The sequence below is a fragment of the Micromonospora sp. NPDC020750 genome (assembly GCF_044334565.1).
Lineage (GTDB): Bacteria > Actinomycetota > Actinomycetes > Mycobacteriales > Micromonosporaceae > Micromonospora.
Genome location: NZ_JBIRTH010000006.1, coordinates 307905 through 333953 on the forward strand (window position 1 = coordinate 307905; position 26049 = coordinate 333953).

Consider the following 26049-nt stretch of genomic DNA (forward strand, 5'->3'; position numbering starts at 1 on the left):
CAGGGCAGGGTGCGACGGCGGGCGGTGGGGCGGGTCGGGGCGCTCACGCCGACCCCTCGGCGGTGCGGTAGCCGGCACCGACGACCGTCTCGATCAGCGGCGGTTCGCCCAGCTTCTTGCGCAGGGTCATCACCGTGACCCGGACGATGGTGGTGAACGGGTCGGTGTTGGCGTCCCAGACCCGTTCCAGCAGCTCCTCGCTGGAGACCACCGCCCCGCGCGCCTTGAGCAGCTCGGCCAGCACCCCGAACTCCTTGTTCGTCAGGTCGACCGGCACGCCGCCCCGGGTCACCAGCCGGCGGGCCGGGTCGAGCACCAGGTCGGCGACGGCGAGCACCGGCGGGGCCGCCGGGGTGGCCCGCCGGCCGAGCGCCTGCACCCGGGCCACCAGCTCGTCGAAGGCGAACGGCTTGGGCAGGTAGTCGTCCGCGCCGAGCTGCAACCCCTCGACCCGGTCGGCGACCGTGCCGCTGGCGGTGAGCATGAGCACCCGGGTCAGGGTGCCGGAGGCGGCCAGCTCGGCGCAGATCTGGTCGCCGTGCATGCCGGGCAGGTCCCGGTCCAGCACCACCACGTCGTACCGGGTGACGAAGGCCATCTCGTGGCCCGAGTTCCCGTCGTAGGCGACGTCGACCGCCATGCCGCGCTTGCGCAGCCCACGCGCGATCGCGTCGGCGAGGTTGCGCTCGTCCTCGACCACCAGTACCCGCATACCCGACCTCCTCGCCGGCTGACCTGCCGACAAACCTAGTGCCGGCCACCAAACCGGCGGCGCACCGCCCGCACCACCGACCGCAGGGCGTTGCAAAAAACCTTCAGGTACGGGATGCTTCCCGGCGCTGATCTGCGGCGGAGGGAGCGGCGATGACCGGACCGGCCTCGACCACCCGGCGGGACGTCGTCCACCGGCGCTTCCAGCTCCCGGCAGACCTGGCCGCCGGGGCCGGCGACGGGCTCCGCGCGGACTCCGCCGGCGCGGTCCTCGCCGCCCCGACCGACCGGCTCGCCCACCCCGACGACCCCACCCGCCGGTACGACGCGGCGAGCTGGACCTCGCCGCCGGTGTCCACCGGGTTCGCCGTCGCCGAGGTGGTCCCCTCCTGGGCCGCCGACACCCCCGACGGCTGCGGCATCCTCGTCGAGCTGCGCGGCTGGCACGCCGACGCCCCGGCCACCGGCTGGTACCAGCTGGGCCGCTGGGCCGCCGACGACGAGCCCTTCGGCCGCACCTCCGTGCCCGGCCAGCAGGACGCCGACGCCCGGGTGGACACGGACACCCTGGTCGTCACCGGCGCGACGGTCACCGGCTGGCAGGCCCGGGTGACGCTGCTGCGGCCGGCCGGCAGCACCGCCACGCCGGTGCTGCGCGCGCTCGGCGCGGTCGCCTCCGGCCCGAAGCCGGCCACCCCGATCGGCACGCACCGGGCCACCGAGGGCGACCGGGCCGGCTGGGGCCGGACGCTGGACGTGCCCCGGTACTCGCAGCGGCTGCTCGGCGGGCAGGAGGGGCGCTGGGGCGGCGGCGGGGACTCCTGGTGCAGCCCGACCAGCGTCTCGATGGTGCTGGACCACTGGGGCGCCGGCCCGGCCCCCGACCGGTACGCCTGGGTCGCGCCGCCCGGCCACCGGCCGGTGGTGGTGCACGCCGCCCGGCACTGCTACGACCCGGCCTTCGACGGGGCGGGCAACTGGTCGTTCAACACAGCGTACGCCGGCGGGCACGGGGTGGACGCGTTCGTCACCCGGCTGCGGTCGCTGGCCGAGGCCGGGGCGTTCGTGGCCGCCGGGCTGCCGCTGGTGCTCTCCGCCGCGTACCGCCGGGGCGAGGTGCCAGGGCTGGACTACGACACCGAGGGACACCTGGTGGTGCTGGTCGGGTTCACCGCCGACGGCAACCCGGTCCTCAACGACCCGTACGCCCCGACCGACGCCGACGTGCGCCGCACGGTGGGCCGGGACCGGTTCGAGGCGGCCTGGCTGGGCAGCAGCGGCGGGATCGCCTACGTCATCCGGCCGCCCGACGTGCCGCTGCCCCCGCCGCCCGCCCAGCCCAACTGGTGACCCGGGGCGTCACCGGGGCAGCCGTCTCCAGCCGTGCGTCCCGTTAGCGCGGCGGCAGAGCAGGTCCCGGCCGCTGGAGTAGCAGTCCTCCACCACGTCGGGCAGCACGTCGAGCCACCGGGCCACGGCCCCCGCCGGGTCCAGCTCGGCGACGAGCAGCCCGCCCTCCCGGGTGCGCCGGCCGCCGAACAGCGGCTCGTCCGGGCCCTGGTTGGGCACCAGCTCCCAGCGCCCCAGCTCGGCGATCGTCCGCCCGGTGGCGGCGTCCAGCACGGCGAGGTCCGGGGCCACCACCCGGTCGTCGGCGGCCACGAGGAGCCGGCCGCCCCGGGCCGCGACGAACCGCTGCCAGCGCGGGTTGACCCACCTGGGCCGGCGCGTCGCCGGGTCGAGCGCCGACAGCCCGGCTTCCCGGCTTCCGACGCAGAGCAGGTCGCCGCACTCCTCCAGGTACTCGGCCGGGGACAGGTCGAGTTCCCAGCGCCGGTCCAGCGCGGCCAGCCCGTACGCGGTGACCCGGGAGCCGCCGCCGACCCCGCTGTTCGCCCTCACCAGCAGCAGGTCCCCGGCGAAGACGGAGCTCGGGTACCCGCCCGGCCGTGTATCCCCAACGCGAAGGACCGCCCCGGACCCGGCGTCCCGTACCTCGATCCGCCCGGACTCGGGGATCAGCACGATCCGGTCGATCTCCGCGCCCCGGTGGCGGTAGGCCATCCGGCTCCGGTCCACCGGCACCGACCACCGGAGCCGCCCCGACGGCAGGTCCACCACGCGCAGGGGGTCCGCCGTCTCGTCGTCGCCGCCCCCGAAGAGGAGCAGCCCGCCGCCGACGGTGGGAACCGGGGAGCCGGGCTGCCGCCACCGTTGCCTCCCGGTCGCCGCGTCCAGGGCGACCGTCTCGACCATCCCGCCGTCCCGGCCCCCACCCCCGGCGATCAGCACGAACCCGCCGTGCTCCAGCACCTGGAACAGGCCCTCCCCGCCGAGCACCGAGGTGCGCCACAGCGGTCGCAGGGCGCCACCCGCGCCGGCCGGGGGCGCGTAGGCGGTCACTCCCCGCGTCCCGCCCGCGCCCGGCATCTCCTGGTCCGCCACGTACAGCCGGCCGCCGGCGACGCGGACCTCGCGGCCGAGCCGGCCGTCCATGACCGCCGAGGCGGGCGGCACGACCGGCGCGGACGAGGCCAGGGCGAGCAGGGCGACGGCCCCGGCCAGGGCCGCCCGCAGCGGCCGGCCCACCGCCCGGGGCGGGCGGGGCGGCGGGTCCGGCTCGACGTCGCCGCGCAGCTCGCCGAGGTCGATGACGGTCACTGGTGTTCCTCCCCGAGCTGGGTGCCGCCCCGCCCGGTCGGCACCGGGCGCACCGGTCGGCCGGCACCACGCGGGGACGTCTGTACGATGGCCCGTCGTGGCTGTGCCGGTGGTAGACCCCTCGCTGAACTCCGAATCCGCACCCGTCGCGGCGCGGGCCGCCCCGGCCGGACCCGACGGGGCGGGCACAGGCACACCGCGTCGGCCCCGGCGGCGACCGAGCCGCGCCGACGCCCTGGCCATCGGAGCCTATGTGCTCCTCGGCGTTCTCGTGTGCCTGAACTACTGGGGGGACGTCCAGCACCGGGTGTCGTCGCACCTGCCGACCGACCACAGCTGGTTCGAGTGGCTCTTCTCGCACGGCGCGTACTCGCTGCGCCACCTGGAGAACCCGCTGTTCTCCATGCGGCAGAACGCCCCGGACGGGGTGAACATGATGGCGAACACGTCGCTGCTCGGCGCCACCCTGCCGCTGGCCCCGGTGACGTGGCTGTTCGGGCCGCAGGTGACGTACGCCCTCTACCTCGGCGGGGCGCTCGCGGCGACGGCCGGCACGTCGTACTGGATGCTGTCGCGGCACCTGGTGCGCTCGCGCGCGGCGGCGTTCGTCGGCGGCGCGTTCCTCGGCTTCGCGCCCGGCATCGTGCACCACGCCAACGGGCAGCCGAACTTCGTCTCGAACTACCTGCTGCCGGTGATCGTGGCCCGGGTGCTGCGGCTCGGCGAGCCGGGGCGAAGCTGGCGGCGCGACGGGGTGGTGCTCGGCCTGCTGGTGGCGTACCAGATCTTCATCAACGAGGAGATGCTGCTGCTGACCGCGCTGGGCTGCCTGGTGGTGGTGGCCGCGTACGCGGTGCAGCGTCCCCGGGCGGCGCGGCAGCGGGTCGGCGGTTTCCTGGCCGCGCTCGGCCTCGGCGGCGGGCTGACGCTGCTGCTCACGGCGTACCCGATCTGGTTCCAGTTCAACGGTCCGCAGTCCTACCGGGGCCTGCAGGGCGGGGTGTTCCACAACTGGGGCGAGGACCTGGTGGCCTTCGTGACGTTCGCCCGGGACACCGTCGCCGGGGACGAGGCGGTGGAGAAGACCATCGGCCTGACCGAACAGAACACCTGGTTCGGCTGGCCGCTGGTGCTGGTGGCGCTGGTCGCCCTGGTGCTGTTGGTCCGCCGGTCGCTGGCGGCCCGGATCGTCGCCGTGCTGGTGGTGGTCTTCACCGTCGCCTCGATCGGCCCGGTGGTGCGCTTCGACGGCGCGGAGACCACGATCGACGGGCCGTGGGCGTACATCTCGGACGACCTGCCGCTGGTGGAGATGATGATGCCCACCCGGCTGGCCCTGGTGGTGGCCGCCGCCCTCGGCGTGCTGCTCGCCCTGGCCTGGGACGCCCTGGCGCGCACCGCGCAGGCCCCCGCGCCGGTGGTGCCGGCCCCCCGTTCGTCCGCTGGCACCACCGGCACGGCGGCCCCGACGCCGGCCGCCGGTCCCAAGGCCGGCCCCACCGCCGGGCCGGCCCGGGCGCGCCGCTGGCTCCGCCCGGTCGGGTACGCCGCCGTCGCGCTCGCCGTGCTGCCGCTGGTGCCCCGGCCGCTGCCGGCCCAGCAGATCGACCCGCCGCCGCGCTTCATCACGGCCAGCGGCTGGCGGCCCTACGTGCCGGCGGGCCGGGCCCTGGTGCCGGTGCCGATCCCCAGCAACGTGCACGGCCTGCCCACCCTGCGGTGGAGCGCGCTGACCGGGCACGCGTTCCCGATCCCCGGCGGCTACTTCATCGGCCCGAACGCCGACGGCGAGGGCGTCTTCGGCGCCCCGAACCGGCCGACCAGCACCCTGGTCTACTCCACGATGGACTCCGGCACGCTGCCGCCGCTGACCGACGAGAACCGCCGCCAGGCGGTCGAGGACCTGCGCTTCTGGAAGGCGTCGGTGGTCGTCCTCGGCGCGCACCCCCGCGAGGCGGTCCTGCGCGACCTGATGACCGCCCTGCTCGGCCCGGCGCAACGGGTCGACGACGTCTGGCTGTGGGACGTCCGCCCGCTGGTCGGCTGAGCCGCCCACGGACGGCCGGCGGTCCGTGCCCCGGGTGGGGGCGGGCCGCCGGCCGGGTGAGGCGTGGGCTCAGCCGCAGTGGTCGTCCCACCGGATCATGCGAATGTACTTGTCGCCGACGATGCCGCCCCAGTCGACGCAGTCGTTCGGGGCGTACGCGTAGACCGGGCCGGCGTACTGGCTGTAGGTGCCCTCGTCCCTGACCCAGTCCGCGCCGGAGCGCTCCACCATCGCCGACATGAACTTCTTGGTGCCGGGGGTGTTGGTGACGGTGACGACGCAGTTCCAGCCGCTGTTGTACGTCAGGAAGATGGTTCCCCGGCCGTTGCCGGCGTCCATCTTGTCGATCACGGTGTAGCCGCTGCCGCAGGCGCCGTTGTAGGCGGCGGCCTGGGCCGGCGCGCCGGTGACGGCGACCGCGGTTGCGGCCAGCGCGGCGACCGTGCCGACGCTCGCCAGCTTGTGGGTGACGCTCATGGGGTCCTCTCGTCGATTCAGGGCGTGGGCGGGCCGGGGCGCGGTCGGGCGCGCCCCGGCCGGGGACGACGTCAGCAGACCTTGCTGGTCGAGCCGCCCGTGGAGTTCAGGTAGCCGGTCACGTGCGTGCAGTGCGCGGCGGTGTTGGCCGGCTTGCCCCACAGCTCCGCCCGGGTGGTGTTGTTGAGCTCGCCCACCCCGTAGTCCGAGCCGCTGTCCGTGTGGTCGATCACGTGGACGTACAGGTCCCAGTTCGAGTGGGTGTTGCGGTACTGCTCCCACACGTAGATGTAGGCGTAGTTGTAGCCGCAGCCGTAGTACTGCTTGACCGACGCAGCCTGCATGCCGCCCACCGTCAGCACCCGGGTGGTGCCGATCTGGCGGACACTGGAGCAGCTGGCCGGGGTGCTGGCCAGCGCCGGCGACGCGTTGACCAGCACCCCGGCGCCCGCGGCGGCGAGCGCGGCGGAGACGGCGAGGGCTCGGCGGAGGATAGCCATGGCGTCCTGCTTTCTCTGGTGGACCATCGTCGTCCGCCAGGTAACCAGGCGCCGGGTCGCGCTGACAGGTGGCGAAAGGGCTACCTTTTCCTCCCCTCCCCCACGCCCCCGCGCCCCGGGAGGAGGCCCGCCCCGGCGTCAGCCCACCAGGCCGCGCACGTCCCACACCCAGGCGCCGTCGATCTCGCGGCCGGGGCCGACGAGTTGGTCGACGGTGCGGCGGACCGGGTCGCCCCGGTCCAGGCCGCCCTGCACCAGCACGGCGGCCCGCCAGTGCCGCAGGTCCACCGCCGCCTGCCGGCGGTCCGCGTCGGTCAGCACCGGCACCTGGCCGGTCTCGGCCACCCAGCGCAGCAGCAGGGCCGTCGGTCGGTCCGGGGCGCCCCAGCGGGCGGTCGGGTCGTCGGCGGCGCGGGGGCCGATGAAGTAGCCGCCCGGGGCGGTGAACGCCAGCCGGGTCCGGGCCGACCAGAACGTCGCCGGGCTGACCCCGGCCCCGGTCACCGGCGGCACGGGCACCAGCGTCCGGCCGGCCGGCACGTACGCCCGCCAGCCGCCGTCGGCCACGAAGGCCGGCACCGGCCACGCCGGCACGGTGCGGATCGGGGTGGGCGCGAGTGGGAGCAGCGCGGCGGCCACCGCGCCGCCCCAGAGCAGCCGCACCGGCGCCGCCGGCCCGCCGGCCAGGCCGTCGCCGGGGGCGGCCGACCGGATCCGGTCCAGGGACAGGGCGACCAGCACCCCCAGCACCGGTACGCAGACCAGCGCGAACCGGGCCGGCACCACCAGGTCGAGCAGCGGCACCCCGGCGACGAGCCGGTACGGCCCGGGCAGCCCGGTCGACACCCCGTCCACCCGGACGGTGGTGCCGAGGGAGAGCAGCGCGGCGAGCGTGCCGACCACGGCCAGCGCTCGGACCAGCGGACGACGCCACAGCCAGATCACGATCACCACGGCGAGCACCAGCAGGCCCGGCCCGAAGAACGAGTTCTCCTCGGTCGGGTTCGGGGCCAGCAGGCCGGGCAGGTGGTCGTCGCCGAACACCGTCTGCCGGGCCGAGGCGGTGAACGAGGCGGCGTCGAGCCGGAACCCCGGCGCGTCGAACGGCATCCCCCGGTAGTGGCCCGGCCCGGCGAACTGGAACCACAGCGGGTACGCCAGCAGCGCCCCCGCCACCAGCGCGCCCACCCCGATCCGGCCGAGGAACGCGGGCGCCAGCCGGCGGGCCGCCGCCCGGTCGGCGAGACCGTACGCGACGGCCAGCACGCCGGCGGCGAGCGCCAGGAACACCAGCACCTCCTCGCCGAGGAAGACCTGGTACGCCACCAGCAGCCCGAGCGCCACCCCGCGCCGGCCGACCCGGCCGGGGTCCGGCCGGAACACCAGCCCCAGGATCGGTGGCACCAGGAACTGGGCGGCCATGTGCGGGTGTGCCCCGGCCTGGGCGACCATGCCGGGGGCGAAGCCGCAGACCAGGCCACCGACGGCGGCGGCGACCCGGGAGCCGACGAGCCGGCGGGCCAACAGGACGTACCAGGCGGTGGCGGTGCCGGCGAGGCAGGCGACCACCGCCACCAGGAACGCCGGCTGGGTGCCGAGCAGCAGCGTCACCGGGGTCAGCGGCACGCCCAGCCCGAGCACCGAGGTGTTGGCCATCAGGTTGACCCCGTCCGGCGCGTTCAGGGCCGCGCTGTGCAGCGGGTTCTCCAGCCCGGTGACGGCGCGGGCCGCCCGGGCCAGCATCCACTCGAACAGCATCTGGTCGTTGTCCTGGTGGAACAGCCGATCGGGGCGTCCCCACTGGCCGCCGGTGAGCAGCACCGCCAGGCCGAGGTAGCCGGCGACCACCGCGACGTCGAAGCCCCGCACCCGCCGGGGACGGCGGCCGGCCGACGCGCCGCCGGAGGCGGACCCACCGGCCGACTCCGCGGTCCGGGCCGACGCCGCGTTCCGGGCCGACTCCGCGTTCCGGGCCGACGCCGGCCCACCCGTCTCCTCCGGGTCGCCGGCGGCGGGCGCGGGCGGGGCCGCCATCAGGCCGTCGGGGCGGTCAGCGTCCGGACGTCCCAGACCCATACGTCCAGCTCACGACGCCCGGGGCCGACCAGCTCCTCGACGGTACGCCGCAGCGGCTCCGCGTTGTGCTGGCCCACGGGTAGCACCAGGACGGCGGCCCGCCAGTGCCGCAGCTCGTCGAGGGAGCGGCGGCGCTGCCGGTCGTCCAGTTCCGGCGTCCGGCCGGTGGTGGCCACCTCCTCCAGCAGCCGGCCGACCCCGCTGGGCCGGCCGCCGAAGCGTCCCGGGTCGCCCGTGTTGCCGTTGCGCGGGGCGAGGAAGTAGCCGCCGGGGATCTTGAAGTCGAGGTTGGTGGACGCGGCCCAGCGCATCCCGTGGGTGTTGCCCATGCTGGGCACCGGGATCGGCACCAGGGTCTGGTCCGCCCCGACGTACTGGCGCCACCGGTCGGCGGTGATGAACTTCGGCACCGCCGGGCGCGAGGTGACCTTCAGCGGCATCGGCATGATCGGCAGCAGCGCCAGCACCAGCGCGCCGACGCCGAGGGTGCGCACGGTACGGGCCTCGGCCGGCCGCAGCGACCAGATCCGCTCGACGGCGAGCGCCAGCAGCACGCCGATCACCGCCGTGGTGATCATCCCGAACCGGGTCGGCACCACCGCGTCCAGCAGCGGCACCCGCACCAGCAGCTCCCACGGGCCGGTGAACAGCTCCCGGTCCCACCAGGAGACCCGCTCGCCGAGCGAGAGCACCGCGAAGAACGCCCCGGTCGCGGCGAGCGCCCGGACCAACGGCTCGCGGCGCAGCCAGAACACGATGCCGACGGACAGCAGGGCGAGGCTCCAGCCGAAGAAGGCGTTCTCCTCGGAGTAGTTCGGGGCCAGGTTGACGTTGGCCCGCTCGTTGCCGCCGAGGGTGGGCGAGCCCGGGGCGAAGAAGGCCGCGATGTCGTTGCCGTAGTCCCGGACCGCGTCGCTGAGCCCGTGGTACGCCATCGGTCCGGCGAACTGCACGTAGAGCGGGTACGCCAGTAGCGCCCCGGCCAGCACGGTGCACACCGCCACCGCGACACCCAACGGCCGCCAGGCCGCCGACCACAGCGCGGGCCGCTGCGCCAGCACGGCGATCAGGAACACCCCGCACGCCATCGCGGTGAAGAGCAGGATCTCCTCGTTGATGAACGCCTGCACGACCACGAGCAGTGCCAGCAGCGCCCCGTCCCGCACCGGCCGGCGCGACCGGGTGATCACCAGCACCCGCCAGACGATGAACGGCAGCAGGAACTGGCTGATGATGTTCGGGTGCCAACTGGCGTGCGAGAGCATCGCCGGGGAGAAGCCGCAGAACCAGCCGCCGACGGCGGCGGCCAGCGGGGTGCGCACCACGTGCCGGGAGAGCACCCGGTACCAGGCGGCGGCGGTGCCGGCGAGGCCGAGGGTGACCAGCACTACGAAGGACACGGCCGGCCCGAAGAGCAGGGTCACCGGCACCATCGGGATGCCGAGCGCCAGGACGGCCGTGTTGGCCATCAGGTTGACCCCGTCGGGGAAGTTGAACTGGTCGGTGTAGAACGGGAACTCCCCGTGCAGCACCACCCGCACGCTGTGCGCGAGGAAGAACTGCACCTGCGCCGGGTCGCTGCTGTACAGCGACGCCACCCGGCCCGCCGGGTCGACCCAGATCCGGCTGGTCACCCAGAGCGCGGCGAGCAGGAAGAGGCCGTACACGGCGAGGTCCCGCCGCCGGGTCGTCCACCGCAGGCGCCGCTTGCGGGCCCCGCCCGGCTCCGCCGCAGCCCGGGCCGTTTTTTCGGGCACGGCGTCGGCGTCAGCCGGAGCGGCCGGCGAGTCGGCGGGGACCGGAGCGGCGGCGGGAGCCGGCCCGGCCGGAGCGGCGGCGGGGGCCGACTGCTCGGTGGGGACGGGCCGCGCGTCGGCCGGCGGCTCGGCGGTCCCCGCCGTTGTCCGGGCGGCGGACCCCACGGGAGCGTCGGGAACCGGGGGGAAGTCTCCACGGGGCTCGGCAGGGGTCACAGTCGGCGGAGTCTACCGGAGCCGACGAAGGCCCCGAAATCACCGGGCCGTCCTATGTGGTCGGTTCCGCCGCAGCTCACGGGACGGCGCGAGGTGCCGGTCCGCGCGGTCCCGGCGTCTCGTACCATGTGGGGCGCGAACACGACCGGGCGACGCGATCGGGGGCGTACAGGTGGCTTCAGCCCGCCGGCGCGGCATGACGGCCACCACACTGCTCACCCTGCTGCTGGCCGGCACGGCCTGCGGGCCGGTGGCCGACCGGAAGCCCGACGGCCTTCCCGTCGGCTACGACAGCCTGGACGGGACGCTGCGGGTGTGGCCCGCGCGGGGGCGGCTGGCCGGCGACAGCGGCGCGACGGCGGCGATCACCGAGGCGGTCCGGGCCTGGCGGACGCCGGCCGACGACCGCGCGCACCTGCCCTCGTCCGGGATCCTGTGGTCCGGTGAGGTGGACGGCGCCCCGCTGGCCCTGGTGGCCGCCGACGTCCCCGGCGAGAGCGCCTCCTGGCTGCTCCAACTGGCCCGCGACGGCGACCGGTACGTGGTCGACCGGGCCAGCGAGTACACCGAGCCCGGCTACCTCGTCTACTCCGACGTGCTGCCCGTACAGACCGGCAGCGGGCGTCGCTACCTGCTCTCCGGCCGGGTGGAGCGACTGCTCAGTCCCAAGGGCCGGGCGCTTTCCAGCCGGGACGGGCTGACCGACCCGGTGGACGTGCCGGCCTGCCGGGCCGTGGCGCTGACCGCGACGCTGCGGGCCACCCGGTCGCTGCCGCGCGGCCGGGCCGCCGACCGCCTGCTCGACCTCGGTACGGCCACCACGGACCCGCGGTACCCCCTGGTCCGGGACGAGACCGGCTCGGGCCGGCGGGCGCTGGACGGCCTGGACACCTGCGTGCTCGCCGACGAACAGGGCCCGTTCGGCAGCGTCCCCCGCCGGATCGGCGACCGGGACGCACCCCGCTCGGTGCCGGAGTCCTGGCCGATGGCGAAGGTGAGCGTCCGCGCCCTGGGCGAGGTGGCGCTGGGCGGCGGCGACCCGGCCGACCTGGAGCAGCTGAGCTGGGAGACCGACGCGGGCACCATGACCGCCGTGGTGTACCGGCCGGCCGACGGCGGCGACCCGGTGGTCTCGCCGGCCGACCGGGCCAACACCCTGCAGGCGTACGTGCTGCCCGTGCCGGGCCAGCCGTTGGTGGTGCTGAGCTGGCGGTCCAGCCGGTACAGCTCGCTGTCGGTGCCGCCGGGCACCCCCCGGCTGGTCAACCGCCCCGGGCTGGTGGTGGTGCCACAGCCGGTGAGCAAGGCCACCTTCAGCCTGGCCGGCGCGGAGAAGACCTACTACCGCTCGGTCGGCGGCCGCTGACGCCGGCCCCGCCCCGGGCCGGCGTCGCGCCGTCCGGTCAGCCGGCGAGCGTCGTCGCCCGTCCCGGCCACGCCGGATCGCGGTACAGCACCAGGTGCTCGTGGTGGAGCACCCCGTCCCGGATGTCGCCGGTGGCGGTGAACCCGGTGTCGTCGACATAGTCGAGGTGGTTGCCGGTGACCGTGTACCGGCCGGTGTACGCGCTGGCCCGGCCGCCACGCGCCTCGTCGTAGCGCCCGTCGGCGCGCAACTCCTGGCGGATGTGTCCGTCGGCGGTGACCCACATGCCGACCACGTCGGCGTCGGGTTGTCCGGTGCGGTGCATGGTGTACTCCCGGTGGTTGCTCTCGCCGGCCCGGTCGGACCGACTCACGGCGTCCACTCTCGGGCCACGGCCCGGCGGGTGGCAGGCCGCGCTCGACCTGGGTGTCACGCACCCAGGCAGCCGACCCACGCCCCGGCTAGGGTCGTTCCATGGCTACCGACGAGCTCGGGTGGTCGGGCCCGACCACCCGGAGCGCAGCCCGGCCCCGGGTAGCCGACCCGGCACCGGACCCCGCCCGGCGGGCTTCGGGCACGCGGGCGCGGTGAAAAAGGGGCACCTTCTCGCCGTCTCGCGTCGAGAAGGTGCCCCTTTTCTTTCAGTTCTGCGCGGCGGTTCCGCGGCCGGTCGGCAGGCCGACCGGCTCGTCCTGCTGGGCGTCCAGGCGGGAGATCCACCCGGTCACGTCCCGGGCGATGTTCTGGGCGGTGAGGCCCAGGTCGGCGAGGATCTGCGCGCGGGTGCCGTGCGGATGCCAGTCGGCCGGCACACCCAGGTCGCGCAGCGGCACCCGGACGTCGGCGTCCCGCATCGCCTGGGCGAGGGCGTCGCCGACCCCGCCGACCCGGACCCCGTCCTCGACGGTGACGACGAGGCGGTGGGCGGCGGCCAGCTCGACCAGCTCGGCGGGGACGGGCCGGACCCAGCGCGGGTCGACCACGGTCACCCCGTAGCCCTGCTCGGCGACCCGGGTGGCGACCTCCATGCCGAGCTGCCCGAACGAGCCGATCGCGACCAGCAGCACGTCCTTACGTGCCGACTCGGCGAGCACGTCGACCGTCCCGACCCGGCGCACGGCCGGCAGGTCGGCGGCGACGGTGCCGGTCGGGAACCGGACGATGGTCGGGCCGTCGTCCACGGCGACCGCCTCGCGCAGCTCCTCGCGCAGGGTCGCGGCGTCCCGGGGCGCGGCGATGCGCAGGCCCGGCACCACCCCGAAGACGGCCATGTCCCACATGCCGTAGTGGCTCGGCCCGTCCGGGCCGGTGATCCCGGCCCGGTCCAGCACGAACGTCACCGGCAGCTTGTGCATCGCCACGTCGAGCAGGACCTGGTCGAAGGCCCGGTTGAGGAAGGTCGCGTAGACCGCCACCACCGGGTGCAGCCCGCCCAGGGCCAGCCCGGCGGCCGAGGTCACGGCGTGCTGCTCGGCGATGCCGACGTCGTAGACCCGGCCGGGGTGCTTGCGGGCCAGCTTGGCGATGCCGGTGGGCTCGGCCATCGCGGCGGTGATGCCCACCACATCGGGCCGGGCGTCGGCGATCGCGACCAGCTCGTCGGCGAAGACGTGGGTCCACTTCACCGAGGGGGCGGCGACCAGCTTGCCGGTCTCCACGTGGAAGGCGCCGGGGCCGTGGAAACAGTCCGCCTCGTCCTCCTCGGCCGGGCGGTAGCCGTAGCCCTTGCGGGTGACGGCGTGCACGATCACCGGCCCGCCGAAGTTCTTCGCGGCCCGCAGCGCCGACTCGACCGCCTCGCGGTCGTGGCCGTCGACCGGGCCGACGTACTTGATGCCCAGGTCCTCGAACATCGCCTGCGGGGCGACCGCGTCCTTGATGCCCTTCTTGACCGCGTGCAGCACCTCGAACATCGGCTTGCCCACGAACGGGGTGTTGCCGAGCGCGTCCTTGACGGTGTCCAGCACCTTCTCGTAGCCGGGGTTGAGCCGCAGCGACGACAGGTGGTCCGCCAGGCCGCCGATCGTCGGCGAGTAGGAGCGGCCGTTGTCGTTGACCACGATCACCAGCGAGTTGCCGGCGGTGGCGATGTTGTTCAGCGCCTCCCAGCACATGCCGCCGGTCAGCGCACCGTCGCCGACCACGGCGACCACGCTGCGCTGCTCGCCGCGCAGCGCGTACGCCTTGGCCAGGCCGTCGGCGTAGGACAGGGCGGTGGAGGCGTGCGAGTTCTCGACCAGGTCGTGCTCGCTCTCGGCCTGGCTCGGGTAGCCGGAGAGGCCGCCGCGCTGGCGCAGCTTGTCGAAGCCGTCCTGCCGGCCGGTGAGGATCTTGTGCACGTACGACTGGTGGCCGGTGTCGAACAGGAGCCGGTCCCGGGGGGAGTCGAAGACCCGGTGCATCGCCAGGGTCAGCTCCACCACGCCCAGGTTGGGCCCGACGTGCCCACCGGTGCGGGAGACCTTGGCGATCAGGAAGTCGCGGATCTCGGCGGCGAGGATGTCCAGCTGCTCGGCCGTCATCCGCTTCACGTCCTGCGGACCCCGCACTGTGCCCAGCAGCCGGCCGTGGTTGGCCGTGTCCTCTTCAACGCTCATGAGCGAAGAGTCTATCGGCCGGCCGGTAGTCCGCAGCCCGGCCGGCAACCAGCCGTCTGACCGGGGGGACAGTCAGGCCGTGATCACCAGCCGTCGGGGCGGAGTGACCGGCGGCGCGGAGCGGGCCGGTCCGGACGGTGTCCAGGAGCCCAGCACGGCCGCCTCCCGGGCCCCGGTGACCGACGGGATCGCCCCTGGCAGGCCGTGCCAGGAGAGCCAACCGAGCAGGGCGAACGCGTACGCCTCCTTGGCCTGGGTCGGCACCCCCAGCTCGTCGCTGGCGCGCAGCCGCCACCGGCCCCCGCCGAGCGCGGCCAGCCGGCCCCGAAGTGTGGGATTGCGCACCCCGCCCCCGGCGGCCACCACCTCGGCCACCCCGTGCCGGTCGCACTCGGCGGCGACCGTCCGGGCGGTCAGCTCGGTCAGCGTGGCCAGCACGTCGTCGGCGGCCACCGGCTCGCCGAGCGCGGCGAGCCGGTCGTCCAGGTAGCCGGCGTGGAACAGCTCCTTGCCGGTGGACTTCGGCGGCGGCGCGGCGTAGTACGGCTCGGCGAGCAGCAGCTCCAGCAGTCCGGCGTGCACCCGACCGGCCGCCGCCCGGGCCCCGTCGAGGTCGCAGGGGCGGCCGAGGAACCGCCGGGCCGCCGCGTCGAGCAGGGCGTTGGCCGGGCCCACGTCGTACCCGAGGACCGGGGCGCCCGGCGCGACCACGGTGAGGTTGGCGATGCCGCCCAGGTTGAGCGCCGCCCGGGGCGGCCCGGCCCGGCCGCCCAGCAGCAGCGCGTCGAAGGCCGGCACCAGGGGCGCGCCCTGCCCGCCGGCCGCGACGTCCGCCGACCGCAGGTCCGACAGCACCGGTACGCCCACCCGCGCGGCCACCCGGGCCGGCGTGCCGAGCTGGAGGGTGCCCCGCGCCCGGCCCCCGTCGACCCAGTGGAACACGGTCTGCCCGGGCGAGACGACCGCGTCGACCCGCCCGCCGGCCAGCTCCACCCCGCGCGCCGCCGCCTCGGCGAACACCTCGCCGAGCCGGTTGTCCAGCCGGCAGACCGCCTCGATCGTGGTCGGGTTCGGCGGCAGCAGCGCCCCGATCTCCGCTCGCAGCCCGTCGTCGAGGTCCAGGCTGACGAACCCCAACGGACGCAGCCGCAGTGCGTCGCCGTCGACCGTGAACTCCGCCGCGGCCACGTCCACCCCGTCGTACGACGTCCCCGACATCAGCCCGACGATCCGCACGACCGGCTACTTCCCGGCGGCCGGCGGCAGCAGCAGCCCGACCACCTCGACGTGCTGGGTCATCGGGAACAGGTCGAAGCCGCGCAGCTCCGCCAGCTGCCACCCCGCCTCGGCGAACGTCCGCACGTCCCGGGCGAAGGCGGCCGGGTCGCAGGACACGTACGCCACGGCGCGCGGGGAGGCGGCCAGCACGTCCCGCACCACCTGCGCGCCCGCCCCGGTGCGCGGCGGGTCCAGCACCACCAGGTCCACCGGCCCGGTGATCCGGCGGCGGGCCAGCGCGGTCTCCACCCGGGCCGCCACCACCTCGACCCGGGGCATGTCCCGCAGGTTCTCCCGGGCGGCGGCGACGCTCGGCGCGGCGGACTCGACGACGGTGACCCGGGTGTCCGGGCCGACCCGCCCGACGAGCGCGGCGGCGAACAGCCCCGCCCCGCCGTAGAGGTCCCAGGCCGACTCGCCCGGCTTCGGGGCGAGCAGGTCGAGCACGGCGTCGACCAGGGTGTCCGCCGCGGCCGGGTGCACCTGCCAGAAGCCGGACGCGGGCAGCGTCCAGTCCCGGCCGGCGGCCACCTCGCGGACCGTCGGCGGACCGTCGACCGGGGTGGGCACCCCGTCGGCCAGGGCCGTGACGGTGACGTCGCCGCCGGTGGAGGCCACCGTCTCCACCGCGTCCGCCTCGGGCCAGCGGGCCCCGCTCGGGGCGAGCACCGGCAGCTCCTGGATCGCCGGGTGGGCGATCAGGCAGCGGTCGATCGGCACCACCTCGTGCGAGCGGTGCTTGAGCAGCCCGGCCCGGCCGGTGGCGTCGACCGCGTAGCGGACCCGGGAGCGCCAGCCCAGCGGCCCGCCGGGCAGCGCCGCGACCCGGACGCCGAGCCGGTCGATCTCGGAGTCGGTGAGTCCGCCGAGGCGGCTGAGCTGCTCGCGCACCACCGACGTCTTCCAGTCGAGCTGGGCCTGGGGCGCGACGTGCTGGAGGTCGCAGCCGCCGCAGCGGCCGGGCCCCGCGTACGGGCAGGGCGGCTCGACCCGCTCCGGGGCGGCGTCGAGCACCGTCACCGCGTCGGCCCGGACGAACCCGCGGTGCACCTCGGTGACCTCGGCGACCACCCGCTCGCCGGGCAGCGCGTGCCGGACGAAGACCACCTGGCCGTCCACCCGGGCCACGCAGTGCCCGCCGGGGGCGACCGCGTCGACGGTCAACTCGACCCGCTCGGCCTCCTCCAGCCCGCGCCGGTCCCCGTCGCCCGACCCGGTGTCGCCCGACCCGGTGTCCAGCGGCCCGTGCCGGTCGCCGTCGCCCACGTCCACTGCGGTCATCGTTGGTCTCCCTCGATCGGGGTGCTCTCGCCGGGCGGGACGGAGGCCACCGGCGGCGCCGGCGGCGGCAGGGTGCTGCGTGGGGCGACCCGGGGGCCGCGGGCGGGGCCCCGGCTCAGCATCGCGTCCAGCCGGTCGAGGTTCTTGCCGGCGGTCGAGGCGAGCTGCCACGGCACGCTGGTCACCATCACGCCCGGCTCGAACAGCAGCCGCCCCTTCAGCCGCAGCGCGCTCTGGTTGTGCAACAGGTTCTCCCACCAGCGCCCGACGACGTACTCGGGGATGAAGACCGTGACCACGTCGCGCGGCGACTCCCGGCGGGTGTTGGCCACGAAGTCGAGGATCGGCCGGGTGATCTCCCGGTACGGCGAGTCGATCACGGTCAGCGGCACCGGCAGTTCCCTCCGCTCCCAGTCGGCCTGGAGGTGCCGGGTGTCCTTCTCGTCGACGTTGACCGTCACCGCCGTCAACGTGTCCGGCCGGGTGGCCCGGGCGTACGCGACGGCCCGCAGGGTCGGCTGGTGCAGCTTGCTGACCAGCACGATGGCGTGGTTTCGGGCGGGCAGCACGCCCCGGGCCTCGGTCGGCTCCAGCTCGGCGGCGACCCGGTCGTAGTGCCGGCGGATGGCCAGCATCAGCACGTAGATCAACGCCATCGCGACGATGGCGATCCACGCGCCGAGCAGGAACTTGGTGATCAGCACGACGACCAGCACCGCGCCCGTCAGCGCCATGCCGAAGGTGTTGATCGCCCGGGACCGGATCATCCGGCGCCGGGCCTGGGCGTCCCGCTCGGTGCGCAGGCGCCGGTTCCAGTGCCGGATCATGCCGGCCTGGGAGAGCGTGAACGAGACGAAGACGCCGACGATGTAGAGCTGGATCAGCCTCGTCACCTCGGCCTGGAAGCCGACGATCAGCACCACCGCGAAGACACCCAGCAAGATGATTCCGTTGGAGAACGCCAGCCGGTCGCCCCGGGTGTGCAGTTGCCGGGGCAGGTAGCGGTCCTGGGCGAGGATCGAGCCGAGCACCGGGAAACCGTTGAACGCGGTGTTCGCGGCCAGGAAGAGGATCAGCGCGGTCACCCCGGCGACCACGTACAACAGGATCGACCCGGAGCCGAACACCGTCTCGCCGAGCTGGGCGGTGACGGTCTTCTGCACGTACCCGTCGGGGCCGGAGAGGATCTGCCGCACCGGGTCCTCGACGAACTGGAGGCCGGTCAGCCGGGCCAGCCAGATGATGCCGACCAGCATGCTCACCGAGATGGTGCCGAGCAGCAGCAGGGTGGTGGCGGCGTTGCGGCTCTTCGGCTTCTTGAACGCCGGCACCCCGTTGGAGATCGCCTCCACGCCGGTGAGCGCGGCGCAGCCGGACGAGAAGGTGCGCAGCAGCAGGAAGATCAGCGCGAAACCGGTGACGCTGTGCTCGGCCTGGATCTCCAGGCCGGCGCTCGGGGCGCGCAGGTCGTGGCCGAGGACGAACACCCGGACCAGGCCGGTGAGGATCATCCCGCCCATCACGATCACGAAGCCGTACGTCGGGATGGCGAACGCGGTACCGGACTCGCGCAGGCCGCGCAGGTTCACCGCGGTGAGCACCACCACCGCGCTGACCGCGATGAGCACCTTGTGGGTGGCCACGAACGGCACCACCGAGCCCAGGTTGGCCACCCCGGAGGAGACCGACACGGCGACGGTGAGCACGTAGTCGACCAGCAGGGCGCTGGCCACCGCGACGCCGGCCCGGGGGCCGAGGTTGACCGTGGCCACCTCGTAGTCGCCGCCGCCCGAGGGGTAGGCGTGCACGTTCTGCCGGTAGCTGGCCACCACCGTCAGCATCACCACGACCACCGCGAGCGCGATCCACGGCGAGAAGATGAACGCCGACGCGCCCGCGATGGACAGCGTCAGCAGGATCTCGTCCGGGGCGTACGCGACGCTGGACAGCGCGTCGGAGGCGAAGACGGGCAGCGCGATGCGCTTCGGCAGGAGGGTGTGCTGAAGCCGGTCGGACCGGAACGGTCGACCGACGAGCAGCCGCTTCAGCAGCGAGGTGGGACTGGCCACAAGCGCTAAGGGTACGACCACCGGCCCACGGTCGCCGGGGGTGGCGGAGCACGGGGTCCTGGAAGGGCGCGGTACCGTCGTCCCCCGCCTGCGACCAGGACGTGGCAGGCTCGCAGTCGAACAGGTCACCGGCGAGGCCGGGCGGGTGCGCGCACCTTGGGAGGGACACCGTGCATGTCGTGATCATGGGCTGCGGCCGGGTCGGGTCGAACCTGGCCCAGAGCCTGGAGTCCCGGGGGCACTCGGTGGCGGTCATCGACCAGGACGCCGACGCGTTCCGCCGGCTCAGCCCGAGCTTCGCCGGCGTCACCGTCACCGGCGCCGGCTTCGACGGCGAGGTCCTGCGGCAGGCCGGCATCGAGCGGGCGGACGCCTTCGCCGCGGTCTCCAGCGGAGACAACTCGAACATCATCTCGGCCCGGCTGGCCCGCGAGACCTTCGGCGTCTCCCGGGTGGCCGCCCGGATCTACGACCCGCGCCGGGCGCAGGTCTACGAGCGGCTGGGCATCCCCACCGTGGCCACCGTCCGGTGGACGGCCGACCGGATGCTGCGACACCTGGTCCCCGAGGGCAACGTGGAGATCTTCCGGGACCCGACCAGCACCGTGTCGATCATCGAGGTGCCGGTGCACAAGGACTGGATCGGCCGGCCGCTGCGGGCCGTCGAGGCGGCGGCCGGCGCCCGGGTGGCGTACCTGTCCCGCTTCGGCATCGGCACGTTGCCCACCGGGTCCACCGTCGTGCAGGAGGGCGACCAGGTCTTCATGCTGGTCACCGACGACATCATGACGTCGGTCACGTCGGCGGCGGGGAGCCCGCCGGAAGGAGCGCACTGAAGATGCGGATCGCCATCGCCGGCGCCGGCAACGTGGGCCGCTCGATCGCCCAGGAGCTGATCGACAACGGCCACCAGGTGATGCTGATCGAGCGTCAGCCCCGGATGCTGCGGCCGGACCGGGTGCCCGCCGCCGACTGGGTGCTCGCCGACGCGTGCGAGCTGGCCAGCCTGGAGGAGGCCGACATCGCCGGCTGCGACGTGGTGGTCGCGGCGACCGGGGACGACAAGGTCAACCTGGTGGTGTCGCTGTTGGCCAAGACCGAGTTCGCGGTGCCCCGGGTGGTGGCCCGGGTCAACCGGGCCGAGAACGAGTGGCTGTTCACCGAGCAGTGGGGCGTCGACGTCTCGGTGAGCAAGCCGCGGGTGATGGCGGCGCTGGTCGAGGAGGCGGTCACCGTCGGCGATCTGGTGCGGCTGATGACGTTCCGTCAGGGTGAGGCGAACCTGGTGGAGATCACCCTGCCGCCGACCGCCCCGTACGTGGGGCAGCCGATCCACGCGGTGCCGATCCCCCGGGACGCCGCCCTGGTGGCGATCCTGCGCGGCAAGCGGGTGCTGGTGCCCAGCCCGGACGACCCGATCGAGGCCGGCGACGAGCTGGTCTTCGTCTGCACCGCCGAGGTGGAGGACGAGGTCCGCACGGTGATCCTCGGCCCGGACAGCGTCGAGCGGACCCGCGGCACGCGCTGAGCGGCCGGTCGCGGGCGTGGGCTGCTCAGGCCCCGGGCAGCGGCTCCGGGGCGGCGGCCTCGCGGGTCACCCGGCGCACCGTCCACACCGTGATCAGCAGCAACAGCGCGTACGGCGGGTAGCCCAGGGCCAGCCGGGCGATGCCGAGGGCGGTGTCCTGGTGGGCGAGGTAGAGGCCGGCCTGCACGCCGACCTTGGCCAGCCACACCACGCCCCAGAGCACGGTCAGCTGGGTGAAGGTGCGCACCAGGCGCGGGTCGTCCCGCCACTCGGAGCGTCCCTTGGCCACCAGCACCGACCAGATCCAGCCCACCAGGGGCTGCCGGATCGCCGCCGACACGAGCAGGGCCAGCCCGTACCCGATGCCGTAGAGGATGCCCGGTAGGTAGAAGTCGCGTTCGTCGCCGGTGCGCCAGGCGATCGCCGCGCCGATGCCGATGCCGAACAGGCCGTTGACCGCGTGCCGCACCGGCCGGCGCTGGGCCAGCCGCAGCCCGGCGATGAGCAGGCCCACGGCCACCGAGGCGATCACCGCGGGTCGCAGCTCGCCGAGGATGTTGGCGATCACGAAGACGACCACCGGGATGCTGGACTCGACCAGCCCACGCCAGCCGCCGAGCTGGTCGGCCATCTGCTCGGCGAGGCTCGGCAGCCGCTCGGAGTCCTCCGGGCCGGTCCCCGGTTCGGTCGTCCGGTGCTGTCCGGTGGTCATCGCGTCTCTCCCGTTCCCGGCGTCCGCGCCGTCACTTCGGCGACTCCAGCTCGTAGTACGGGTTGTAGATGACCTTGCGGTCATCCCGCACCGCCACCCGGCCCCGGGCGGTCAGGTGGCGTCCCGGTTCGATGCCGGCGATGTGCCGCCGGCCGAGCCACACCAGGGTCACCACGTCGCTGCCGTCGTACAGGTCGGCCTCCAGGGTGGGCAGGTTGGTCCGAGGAGTGTAGACCACGGTGCGCAACCTGCCGGTGACCGAGACCACCTGACCGCGCATGCACTGCCGGGCCGGCGTGCCGCCGGACTGCGCGCTCTCCCGGCGCAGCTCCTGCGCCTCGATCTCGGCCTCGCTCGCGGTGAGCCGGTGCAGGAGCCGCCGCAGCGAGCCCTTGCTGCCCTCGTCGGTCGTCATGACCTCCGCGTCACCCTCTCCTCCGCCGGGCGGCCCCGCGCCTGCCGGACCGTCCCGCCAGCGTACGCCGAGCGGCGGGCAGGGCAGACCACCCGGCCGCCCGGGACGGGCCGCCGGCGGAGCGCCGACGGACCGGCCCGGACACGGGCGAACGTCGGGTCAGGCCTCGATCGGGCCCGGGGCCCCCGGGGCACCCTCGCCGGCCTGCTCGCCGGCCTGCTCGGCGACCTCGCGGGGCAGCCGCAGCGGCAGCGGCTCGCGCACCGGCTTGGCCTCCTGGCCGCGGTCGACGACCAGCCCGTCCAGGCACTCGGCCAGGGGGCCGGCGGCGGCCGGGTCGGTGGCGGCGGCGCCCTGGAAGACGCCGCGGACCATCCAGCGGGGGCCGTCGACGCCGACGAACCGCAGATCGGTCAGGCCGTCCGGGGTACGCACCCGGGCGCGCAGCTCAGGGCCGTACTCGCCCTGCACCTCCTGGGCGGCAACGCCGTCGTTGAACAGGGACTGGCGGATCTCCTCGCGCACCTCGTCCCAGATGCCGTCGGAGCGGGGCGCGGCGAAGACGCCGAGCTGCAACGCGCTCTCGCCGTGCACGAGGACGACCTGCTGGATCACGCCCTCCGGGTCGGCCTGCACGCGCACCTCGACGTCGGCCACCGCCGGGATCTGGAGGCTGCCCAGGTCGAGCCGCTGCACCCCGTCCGGGGCCTCGGCGACGTCATACGGGCCGCGCTCCGGCCCCGACGCCTCGGCGTCGTGCCCGTCCAGGACCTCGGTGGCCCGCTCGTCACGGCCCTGCCGACCGCCACCGGCCCGCTTTCGGGAGAAGATCACTGCGCCCACCCTCCGCTGTTCGCACTCACCCTGCCACCTCTTCCGACTGGCCGCTGGCCCGGTCCACCGACGGCGGGACGAGCCCGGCGTGTCCACCGGTCGAGCCGTGCCCACCGGCGCCCCGCCGGGACGGCGGCAGCTCGGCCACCGGCCGGAAATCGACCCGCTCCACCCGCTGGACAACGAGCTGCGCGATCCGATCGCCACGGGAGATCTTCGCCGGTTCCTCCCGATCATGGTTGATCAGGTTGACGAGGATCTCACCCCGGTAGCCGGCGTCGACCGTACCGGGCGCGTTGAGCACCGTCACGCCGAGCCTGGCCGCCAGGCCCGACCGGGGGTGCACCAGGCCGACGTACCCCTCCGGGAGGGCGATCGCCACGCCGGTGGGGACCAGGGCCCGCCCGCCGGGGGGCAGCTCCACGTCCGCGGCGGCCGTCAGGTCGGCCCCGGCGTCGCCGGGATGGGCGTACGCCGGCAGCGGCAGCCCCGAATCGAGCAGCCGTACGGGCACGGGTACGTCGTCGGTCACGGTCTTCCTCTTCCGTCCGGTTCACGGGGTGACCCTGCCATCCTGCCGGGTCGACCACCGCTCGTGCGCCGTACCCTTGCAGGAGTGAGCCGATCGCCGTCCTCGCCCCCCGCCACCACCGTGACCACCGCCTATGCGGAACGGCTCAGCCTGCCCTGGTGGGCCTGGCTGGCCGGTCTGGCCCTCGGCGGCTTCCTCGCCCTGGAGCTGTGGATGGGCGCCGACGGGGCGCGCGGCTGGCTGCCGTTCGTGCTGCTGCCGCCGGCGGCGGTGGCCGCCCTGTGGTGGCTGGGACGGATCCGGGTCGCGGTGGCCGACGGGGAGCTACGGGTCGACGACGCCCGGCTGCCGGTGCGGTTCGTGGCCGACGCCGTCCCGCTGGACGCCACCGGCCGCCGCGAGGTGCTCGGTGTCGGGGCCGACCCCCTCGCCTTCGTGGTCCAGCGCCCGTGGATCGCCGGGGCGGTGCAGGTGGTGCTCGACGACCCCGCCGACCCCACCCCGTTCTGGGTGGTCAGCACCCGCGACCCGGTACGCCTCGCCGCGGCGCTCCTCGCCGCCCGCGACGCCTCCGCCTGACCCTGCCGGGGCCGGCTCAGGGCAGCGCGGGTGGGTTGCCGCCGCCCGGCAACGTCCGGCGCTGCCGGCGCAGGTCGGCACGGAGCTGATCGGCGAGGGACCGGGTGGCCCGCCGGTTGAGGTAGCTGGCCACCGCCGCCCCGGTCAGGAACGGGCCGAGGGTGGTCAGGTTTCGGCCGAAGCGCTTGAGCAGGGTGTCCCGCAGTTCCTTGCGCGCCGCCGTGCCGAGCACCGCGCCGACGCCCACTCCGGGCAGCATCGGGTTGATCCCGCGCTGGCCGGCCCAGGACTGGACCACGGCCACCGTCCGCTGGCTGCCGCCGGTGGGCAGCGGGGCACCGTACACCTCGTGCAGCTCGCCGATCATCTTCAGCTCGACGGCCACGACCGCGACCGTCTCGGCGGCCAGCAGCACCGGCGCGGAGAGGAGCGTGGGGGCTACCGTCCACTCCACGGCCGCGATCCCACCGCCGGCCGCGCCGATCCCGGCGGTCGTCCGGGCGGCGTTGCGGATCAGCCGGTCGGCCAGCGCCTCGTCGTTCAGGCCCGGGAAGTGCCGACGCAGGGTGGCCAGGTCACGAACGGGCACGTGTGGGGCGACCTCGGCGACGGCGTCGGTCATCCACCGCACGGCGGCCGTCGGCTTGAACAGGTCGGCGAGCCCTCGGACGCGCACCTGCCCGACGAGCCGGGTCAACAGCTGCCGCCGCCGGGCCGGCTCGAGGTCGTCGGCGGTCAGCGCGGCGACGGTGGCGCCGATCTCGGTCCGGCCGTCGTCCGGCCCGTCGCGCCCGGTCACGTCGCGCCGGTCGGCACCCGGCGCCGCCGCGTCCGGCCTGACCGCGACGTGCTCGGCCCCGACCGACCCGCCCACGTCGCGCTCAGCGGCGTCGGGCATGGTCGGACCGGGCATGGCCGGCCCGCCGGTGACCGGTCCTCCGCCCGCGCCGTCGTCGCTGCGCTCGCCCATGCGCCGACCTCCCCGATGGGTGTGGGTGGAAGCTGCTGTGACGAGTCAAGCAGCTTCCCGCCACCGGCGCACGGCGGCGACACCGGTCGGTGAGGCTCCGGCGGGGTCAGCGCCGGCAGGCGGGCGGGAAGTGTCAGCTCCCGAAGCGGCGGCCTCGTCTGCGAGGCCGCCGCCGGTGTCCCGAGTCAGGGTCAGACGCACTCTCGGCAGATCAGCTCGCCATTGCGCTCGACTGCCAGCTGGCTACGGTGGTGGACGAGGAAGCAGCGGGCACACCGGAACTCGTCCTGCTGCATCGGTAGCACCTTGACCGTGAGTTCCTCGTCGGCCAGGTCAGCGCCGGGCAGCTCGAAGCTCTCGGCGACCTCGGCCTCGTCGACGTCCACGGCGCCCGACTGTGAGTCGACGCGTCGGGCCTTGAGCTCTTCCAGGCTGTCCTCGCCGAGGTCGACCTCGTCGCGACGCGGGGCGTCGTAGTCGGTGGCCATCGGTCTCACTCTCCCATATCGATATGGTCGCTTCCGGTTGTAACGCCGGGCGACGCTGTTTCGGTTCCGTTGGCCGGCCACCATTTTGTGTCGGTCACCCGACCCGACGGCCGGTCAGGTCAGGACCGCCAGAGAAGCACCCCAGCGAGCGCGGTACCTTACCCCCCTCTGGCGAGGCATGTATACCGCCCTCGTGGCTCAGATGTACGCCCCAGCCGTCGAAGTTGTTCCCAATGTGACTCAGGCGACACGAAGATAGGGGTAGTAGTACCCGCTTCCCGGTTGGCGCGCCGGCATGTCGGACTGTTTCCACGCGACGGCCGGACAACCGTTAACCTCAGCGGCGTACTCGACGGCCGGCGGGGCGGCCTGACCGCCGACGGCCGCCGCCACCCACCCATCGTCCGGGGAGCGCCCAGATGAGTTTTGCGCGAGTGCGAGCACTCGTTGTCGTCGGTCTGCTGGCGGTCGTCGCCCTGGTCTTCGTGGTCGTCGCCCTGGTTCGCGACACCCAGGGCGAGGCCGGGCTGGCCGGCGGCTGCCCCGAGGGCGCCCCGCTGGCGGACGTGAACCTGCGCGAGCGCAAGGACGTGAAGATCAACGTACTCAACGGCACAGACCGGCCCGGCCTCGCCTCCCAGGTCGCCGACGAGTTCAGCAACCGGCAGTTCCAGGTCAAGAAGACCACCAACGAGAAGAAGCAGATCGACGACGTCGCGGTGCTGCGGTACGGCCCGAAGGGCGTCGGCTCCGCGCACCTGCTGCGCGCGTACTTCCTCAACAACGCCAAGGACGGGTACGACGCCAAACGCAAGGACGACACCGTCGACGTGGTGCTGGGCAACGGCTTCCAGCAGTTGGCCACCACCACCGAGGTGAACCAGGCCCTCGGTGACCTGGGCGCCCCGGTCGCGCCGCTCGGCTCGTGCCCGATGCCCGTCAAGAAGTGACCCGG

General features: G+C 74.7%; 24 protein-coding genes. 7 read left to right on the top strand and 17 right to left on the bottom strand.

Translation table 11 applies throughout. The annotated features are described in order from the left end of the window. Positions 1-43: 43 nt before the first annotated feature. On the bottom strand, positions 44-712 hold the full coding sequence (locus ACH4T9_RS20695; RefSeq protein WP_396673317.1) for a response regulator transcription factor: 669 nt from the start codon (positions 710-712) through the stop codon (positions 44-46). 152 nt (positions 713-864) lie between these two features. On the opposite strand from ACH4T9_RS20695, the gene ACH4T9_RS20700 reads away from it, so the two are divergent. Continuing rightward, positions 865-2061: a C39 family peptidase gene (locus ACH4T9_RS20700; RefSeq protein WP_396673318.1), complete on the top strand. Its 1197-nt coding sequence runs from the start codon at positions 865-867 to the stop codon at positions 2059-2061. A 9-nt stretch (positions 2062-2070) separates the two neighbouring features. Here ACH4T9_RS20700 and ACH4T9_RS20705 read toward each other — a convergent pair whose 3' ends face one another. Next, positions 2071-3372, bottom strand: a complete 1302-nt coding sequence (locus ACH4T9_RS20705) for a PQQ-binding-like beta-propeller repeat protein (protein WP_396673319.1) — start codon at positions 3370-3372, stop codon at positions 2071-2073. Between the two features lie 253 nt (positions 3373-3625). Between ACH4T9_RS20705 and ACH4T9_RS20710 the strand changes: the two genes are divergently transcribed. Further along, positions 3626-5419, top strand: a complete 1794-nt coding sequence (locus tag ACH4T9_RS20710; protein ID WP_396673320.1) for a hypothetical protein — start codon at positions 3626-3628, stop codon at positions 5417-5419. A gap of 69 nt (positions 5420-5488) precedes the next feature. On the opposite strand, the gene ACH4T9_RS20715 is transcribed toward ACH4T9_RS20710, so the two are convergent. The 4 genes from ACH4T9_RS20715 to ACH4T9_RS20730 all read right to left on the bottom strand — a co-directional run bounded on the left by ACH4T9_RS20715 (position 5489) and on the right by ACH4T9_RS20730 (position 10445). Then, the gene (locus ACH4T9_RS20715) at positions 5489-5896 is read right to left on the bottom strand and encodes a spore-associated protein A (protein ID WP_396673321.1); all 408 of its coding nucleotides are present in this window, start codon (positions 5894-5896) and stop codon (positions 5489-5491) included. Between the two features lie 71 nt (positions 5897-5967). Next, positions 5968-6396 carry a hypothetical protein gene (locus ACH4T9_RS20720; protein WP_396673322.1) on the bottom strand — a complete coding sequence of 143 codons (429 nt, stop codon included), beginning with the start codon at positions 6394-6396 and terminating at the stop codon, positions 5968-5970. Positions 6397-6534: 138 nt separating this feature from the next. Continuing rightward, positions 6535-8472: a hypothetical protein gene (locus tag ACH4T9_RS20725; RefSeq protein WP_396673323.1), complete on the bottom strand. Its 1938-nt coding sequence runs from the start codon at positions 8470-8472 to the stop codon at positions 6535-6537. Next, on the bottom strand, positions 8430-10445 hold the full coding sequence (locus ACH4T9_RS20730) for a hypothetical protein (RefSeq protein ID WP_396673324.1): 2016 nt from the start codon (positions 10443-10445) through the stop codon (positions 8430-8432). Before ACH4T9_RS20730 ends, ACH4T9_RS20725 begins: the two co-directional genes overlap by 43 nt. Positions 10446-10617: 172 nt before the next feature. Here ACH4T9_RS20730 and ACH4T9_RS20735 point away from each other — a divergent pair, with 172 nt between their 5' ends. Beyond that, positions 10618-11811: a hypothetical protein gene (locus ACH4T9_RS20735; protein WP_396673325.1), complete on the top strand. Its 1194-nt coding sequence runs from the start codon at positions 10618-10620 to the stop codon at positions 11809-11811. Positions 11812-11848: 37 nt separating this feature from the next. Here the strand turns inward: ACH4T9_RS20735 and ACH4T9_RS20740 are convergent, their stop codons facing one another. From ACH4T9_RS20740 to ACH4T9_RS20760, 5 genes are all read right to left on the bottom strand, one after another. After that, positions 11849-12184, bottom strand: coding sequence for an Atu4866 domain-containing protein (locus ACH4T9_RS20740; protein ID WP_396673326.1), 336 nt, complete (start codon positions 12182-12184; stop codon positions 11849-11851). A gap of 268 nt (positions 12185-12452) precedes the next feature. Next, positions 12453-14408 (bottom strand): 1-deoxy-D-xylulose-5-phosphate synthase, encoded by a 1956-nt coding sequence (dxs, locus tag ACH4T9_RS20745; protein WP_396673327.1) that lies wholly within the window; start codon positions 14406-14408, stop codon positions 12453-12455. A gap of 72 nt (positions 14409-14480) precedes the next feature. Further along, complete coding sequence (locus ACH4T9_RS20750; protein ID WP_396673328.1) at positions 14481-15644, bottom strand: anhydro-N-acetylmuramic acid kinase; 1164 nt, start codon at positions 15642-15644, stop codon at positions 14481-14483. A 6-nt stretch (positions 15645-15650) separates the two neighbouring features. Continuing rightward, complete coding sequence (locus ACH4T9_RS20755; protein ID WP_396673329.1) at positions 15651-16967, bottom strand: class I SAM-dependent RNA methyltransferase; 1317 nt, start codon at positions 16965-16967, stop codon at positions 15651-15653. Beyond that, positions 16964-19036, bottom strand: coding sequence for an APC family permease (locus ACH4T9_RS20760; protein ID WP_396673330.1), 2073 nt, complete (start codon positions 19034-19036; stop codon positions 16964-16966). Before ACH4T9_RS20760 ends, ACH4T9_RS20755 begins: the two co-directional genes overlap by 4 nt. A 170-nt stretch (positions 19037-19206) precedes the next feature. Between ACH4T9_RS20760 and ACH4T9_RS20765 the strand changes: the two genes are divergently transcribed. Together ACH4T9_RS20765 and ACH4T9_RS20770 are read left to right on the top strand one after the other, a co-directional pair. Continuing rightward, the gene (locus ACH4T9_RS20765) at positions 19207-19872 is read left to right on the top strand and encodes a potassium channel family protein (protein ID WP_396673331.1); all 666 of its coding nucleotides are present in this window, start codon (positions 19207-19209) and stop codon (positions 19870-19872) included. A gap of 2 nt (positions 19873-19874) precedes the next feature. Continuing rightward, complete coding sequence (locus ACH4T9_RS20770; RefSeq protein WP_396673332.1) at positions 19875-20564, top strand: potassium channel family protein; 690 nt, start codon at positions 19875-19877, stop codon at positions 20562-20564. Between the two features lie 25 nt (positions 20565-20589). Here the strand turns inward: ACH4T9_RS20770 and ACH4T9_RS20775 are convergent, their stop codons facing one another. The 4 genes from ACH4T9_RS20775 to dut form a co-directional block, all read right to left on the bottom strand. Further along, positions 20590-21276 (bottom strand): DUF3159 domain-containing protein, encoded by a 687-nt coding sequence (locus ACH4T9_RS20775; RefSeq protein ID WP_396673334.1) that lies wholly within the window; start codon positions 21274-21276, stop codon positions 20590-20592. 31 nt (positions 21277-21307) lie between these two features. Continuing rightward, positions 21308-21691, bottom strand: a complete 384-nt coding sequence (locus tag ACH4T9_RS20780; RefSeq protein ID WP_396673335.1) for an OB-fold nucleic acid binding domain-containing protein — start codon at positions 21689-21691, stop codon at positions 21308-21310. Between the two features lie 159 nt (positions 21692-21850). Then, positions 21851-22525, bottom strand: coding sequence for a DUF3710 domain-containing protein (locus ACH4T9_RS20785; protein WP_396673336.1), 675 nt, complete (start codon positions 22523-22525; stop codon positions 21851-21853). 25 nt (positions 22526-22550) lie between these two features. Next, positions 22551-23057 (bottom strand): dUTP diphosphatase, encoded by a 507-nt coding sequence (gene dut / locus ACH4T9_RS20790; RefSeq protein WP_396673337.1) that lies wholly within the window; start codon positions 23055-23057, stop codon positions 22551-22553. Between the two features lie 84 nt (positions 23058-23141). On the opposite strand from dut, the gene ACH4T9_RS20795 reads away from it, so the two are divergent. Beyond that, on the top strand, positions 23142-23636 hold the full coding sequence (locus ACH4T9_RS20795) for a DUF3093 domain-containing protein (protein WP_396673338.1): 495 nt from the start codon (positions 23142-23144) through the stop codon (positions 23634-23636). A gap of 16 nt (positions 23637-23652) precedes the next feature. On the opposite strand, the gene ACH4T9_RS20800 is transcribed toward ACH4T9_RS20795, so the two are convergent. Both ACH4T9_RS20800 and ACH4T9_RS20805 read right to left on the bottom strand, forming a co-directional pair. Then, complete coding sequence (locus ACH4T9_RS20800) at positions 23653-24534, bottom strand: hypothetical protein (RefSeq protein WP_396673437.1); 882 nt, start codon at positions 24532-24534, stop codon at positions 23653-23655. 263 nt (positions 24535-24797) lie between these two features. Then, on the bottom strand, positions 24798-25094 hold the full coding sequence (locus ACH4T9_RS20805; RefSeq protein ID WP_007075406.1) for a DUF4193 domain-containing protein: 297 nt from the start codon (positions 25092-25094) through the stop codon (positions 24798-24800). 434 nt (positions 25095-25528) lie between these two features. Here ACH4T9_RS20805 and ACH4T9_RS20810 point away from each other — a divergent pair, with 434 nt between their 5' ends. Further along, positions 25529-26044, top strand: coding sequence for a LytR C-terminal domain-containing protein (locus ACH4T9_RS20810; RefSeq protein WP_396673438.1), 516 nt, complete (start codon positions 25529-25531; stop codon positions 26042-26044). Positions 26045-26049: the final 5 nt, after the last annotated feature.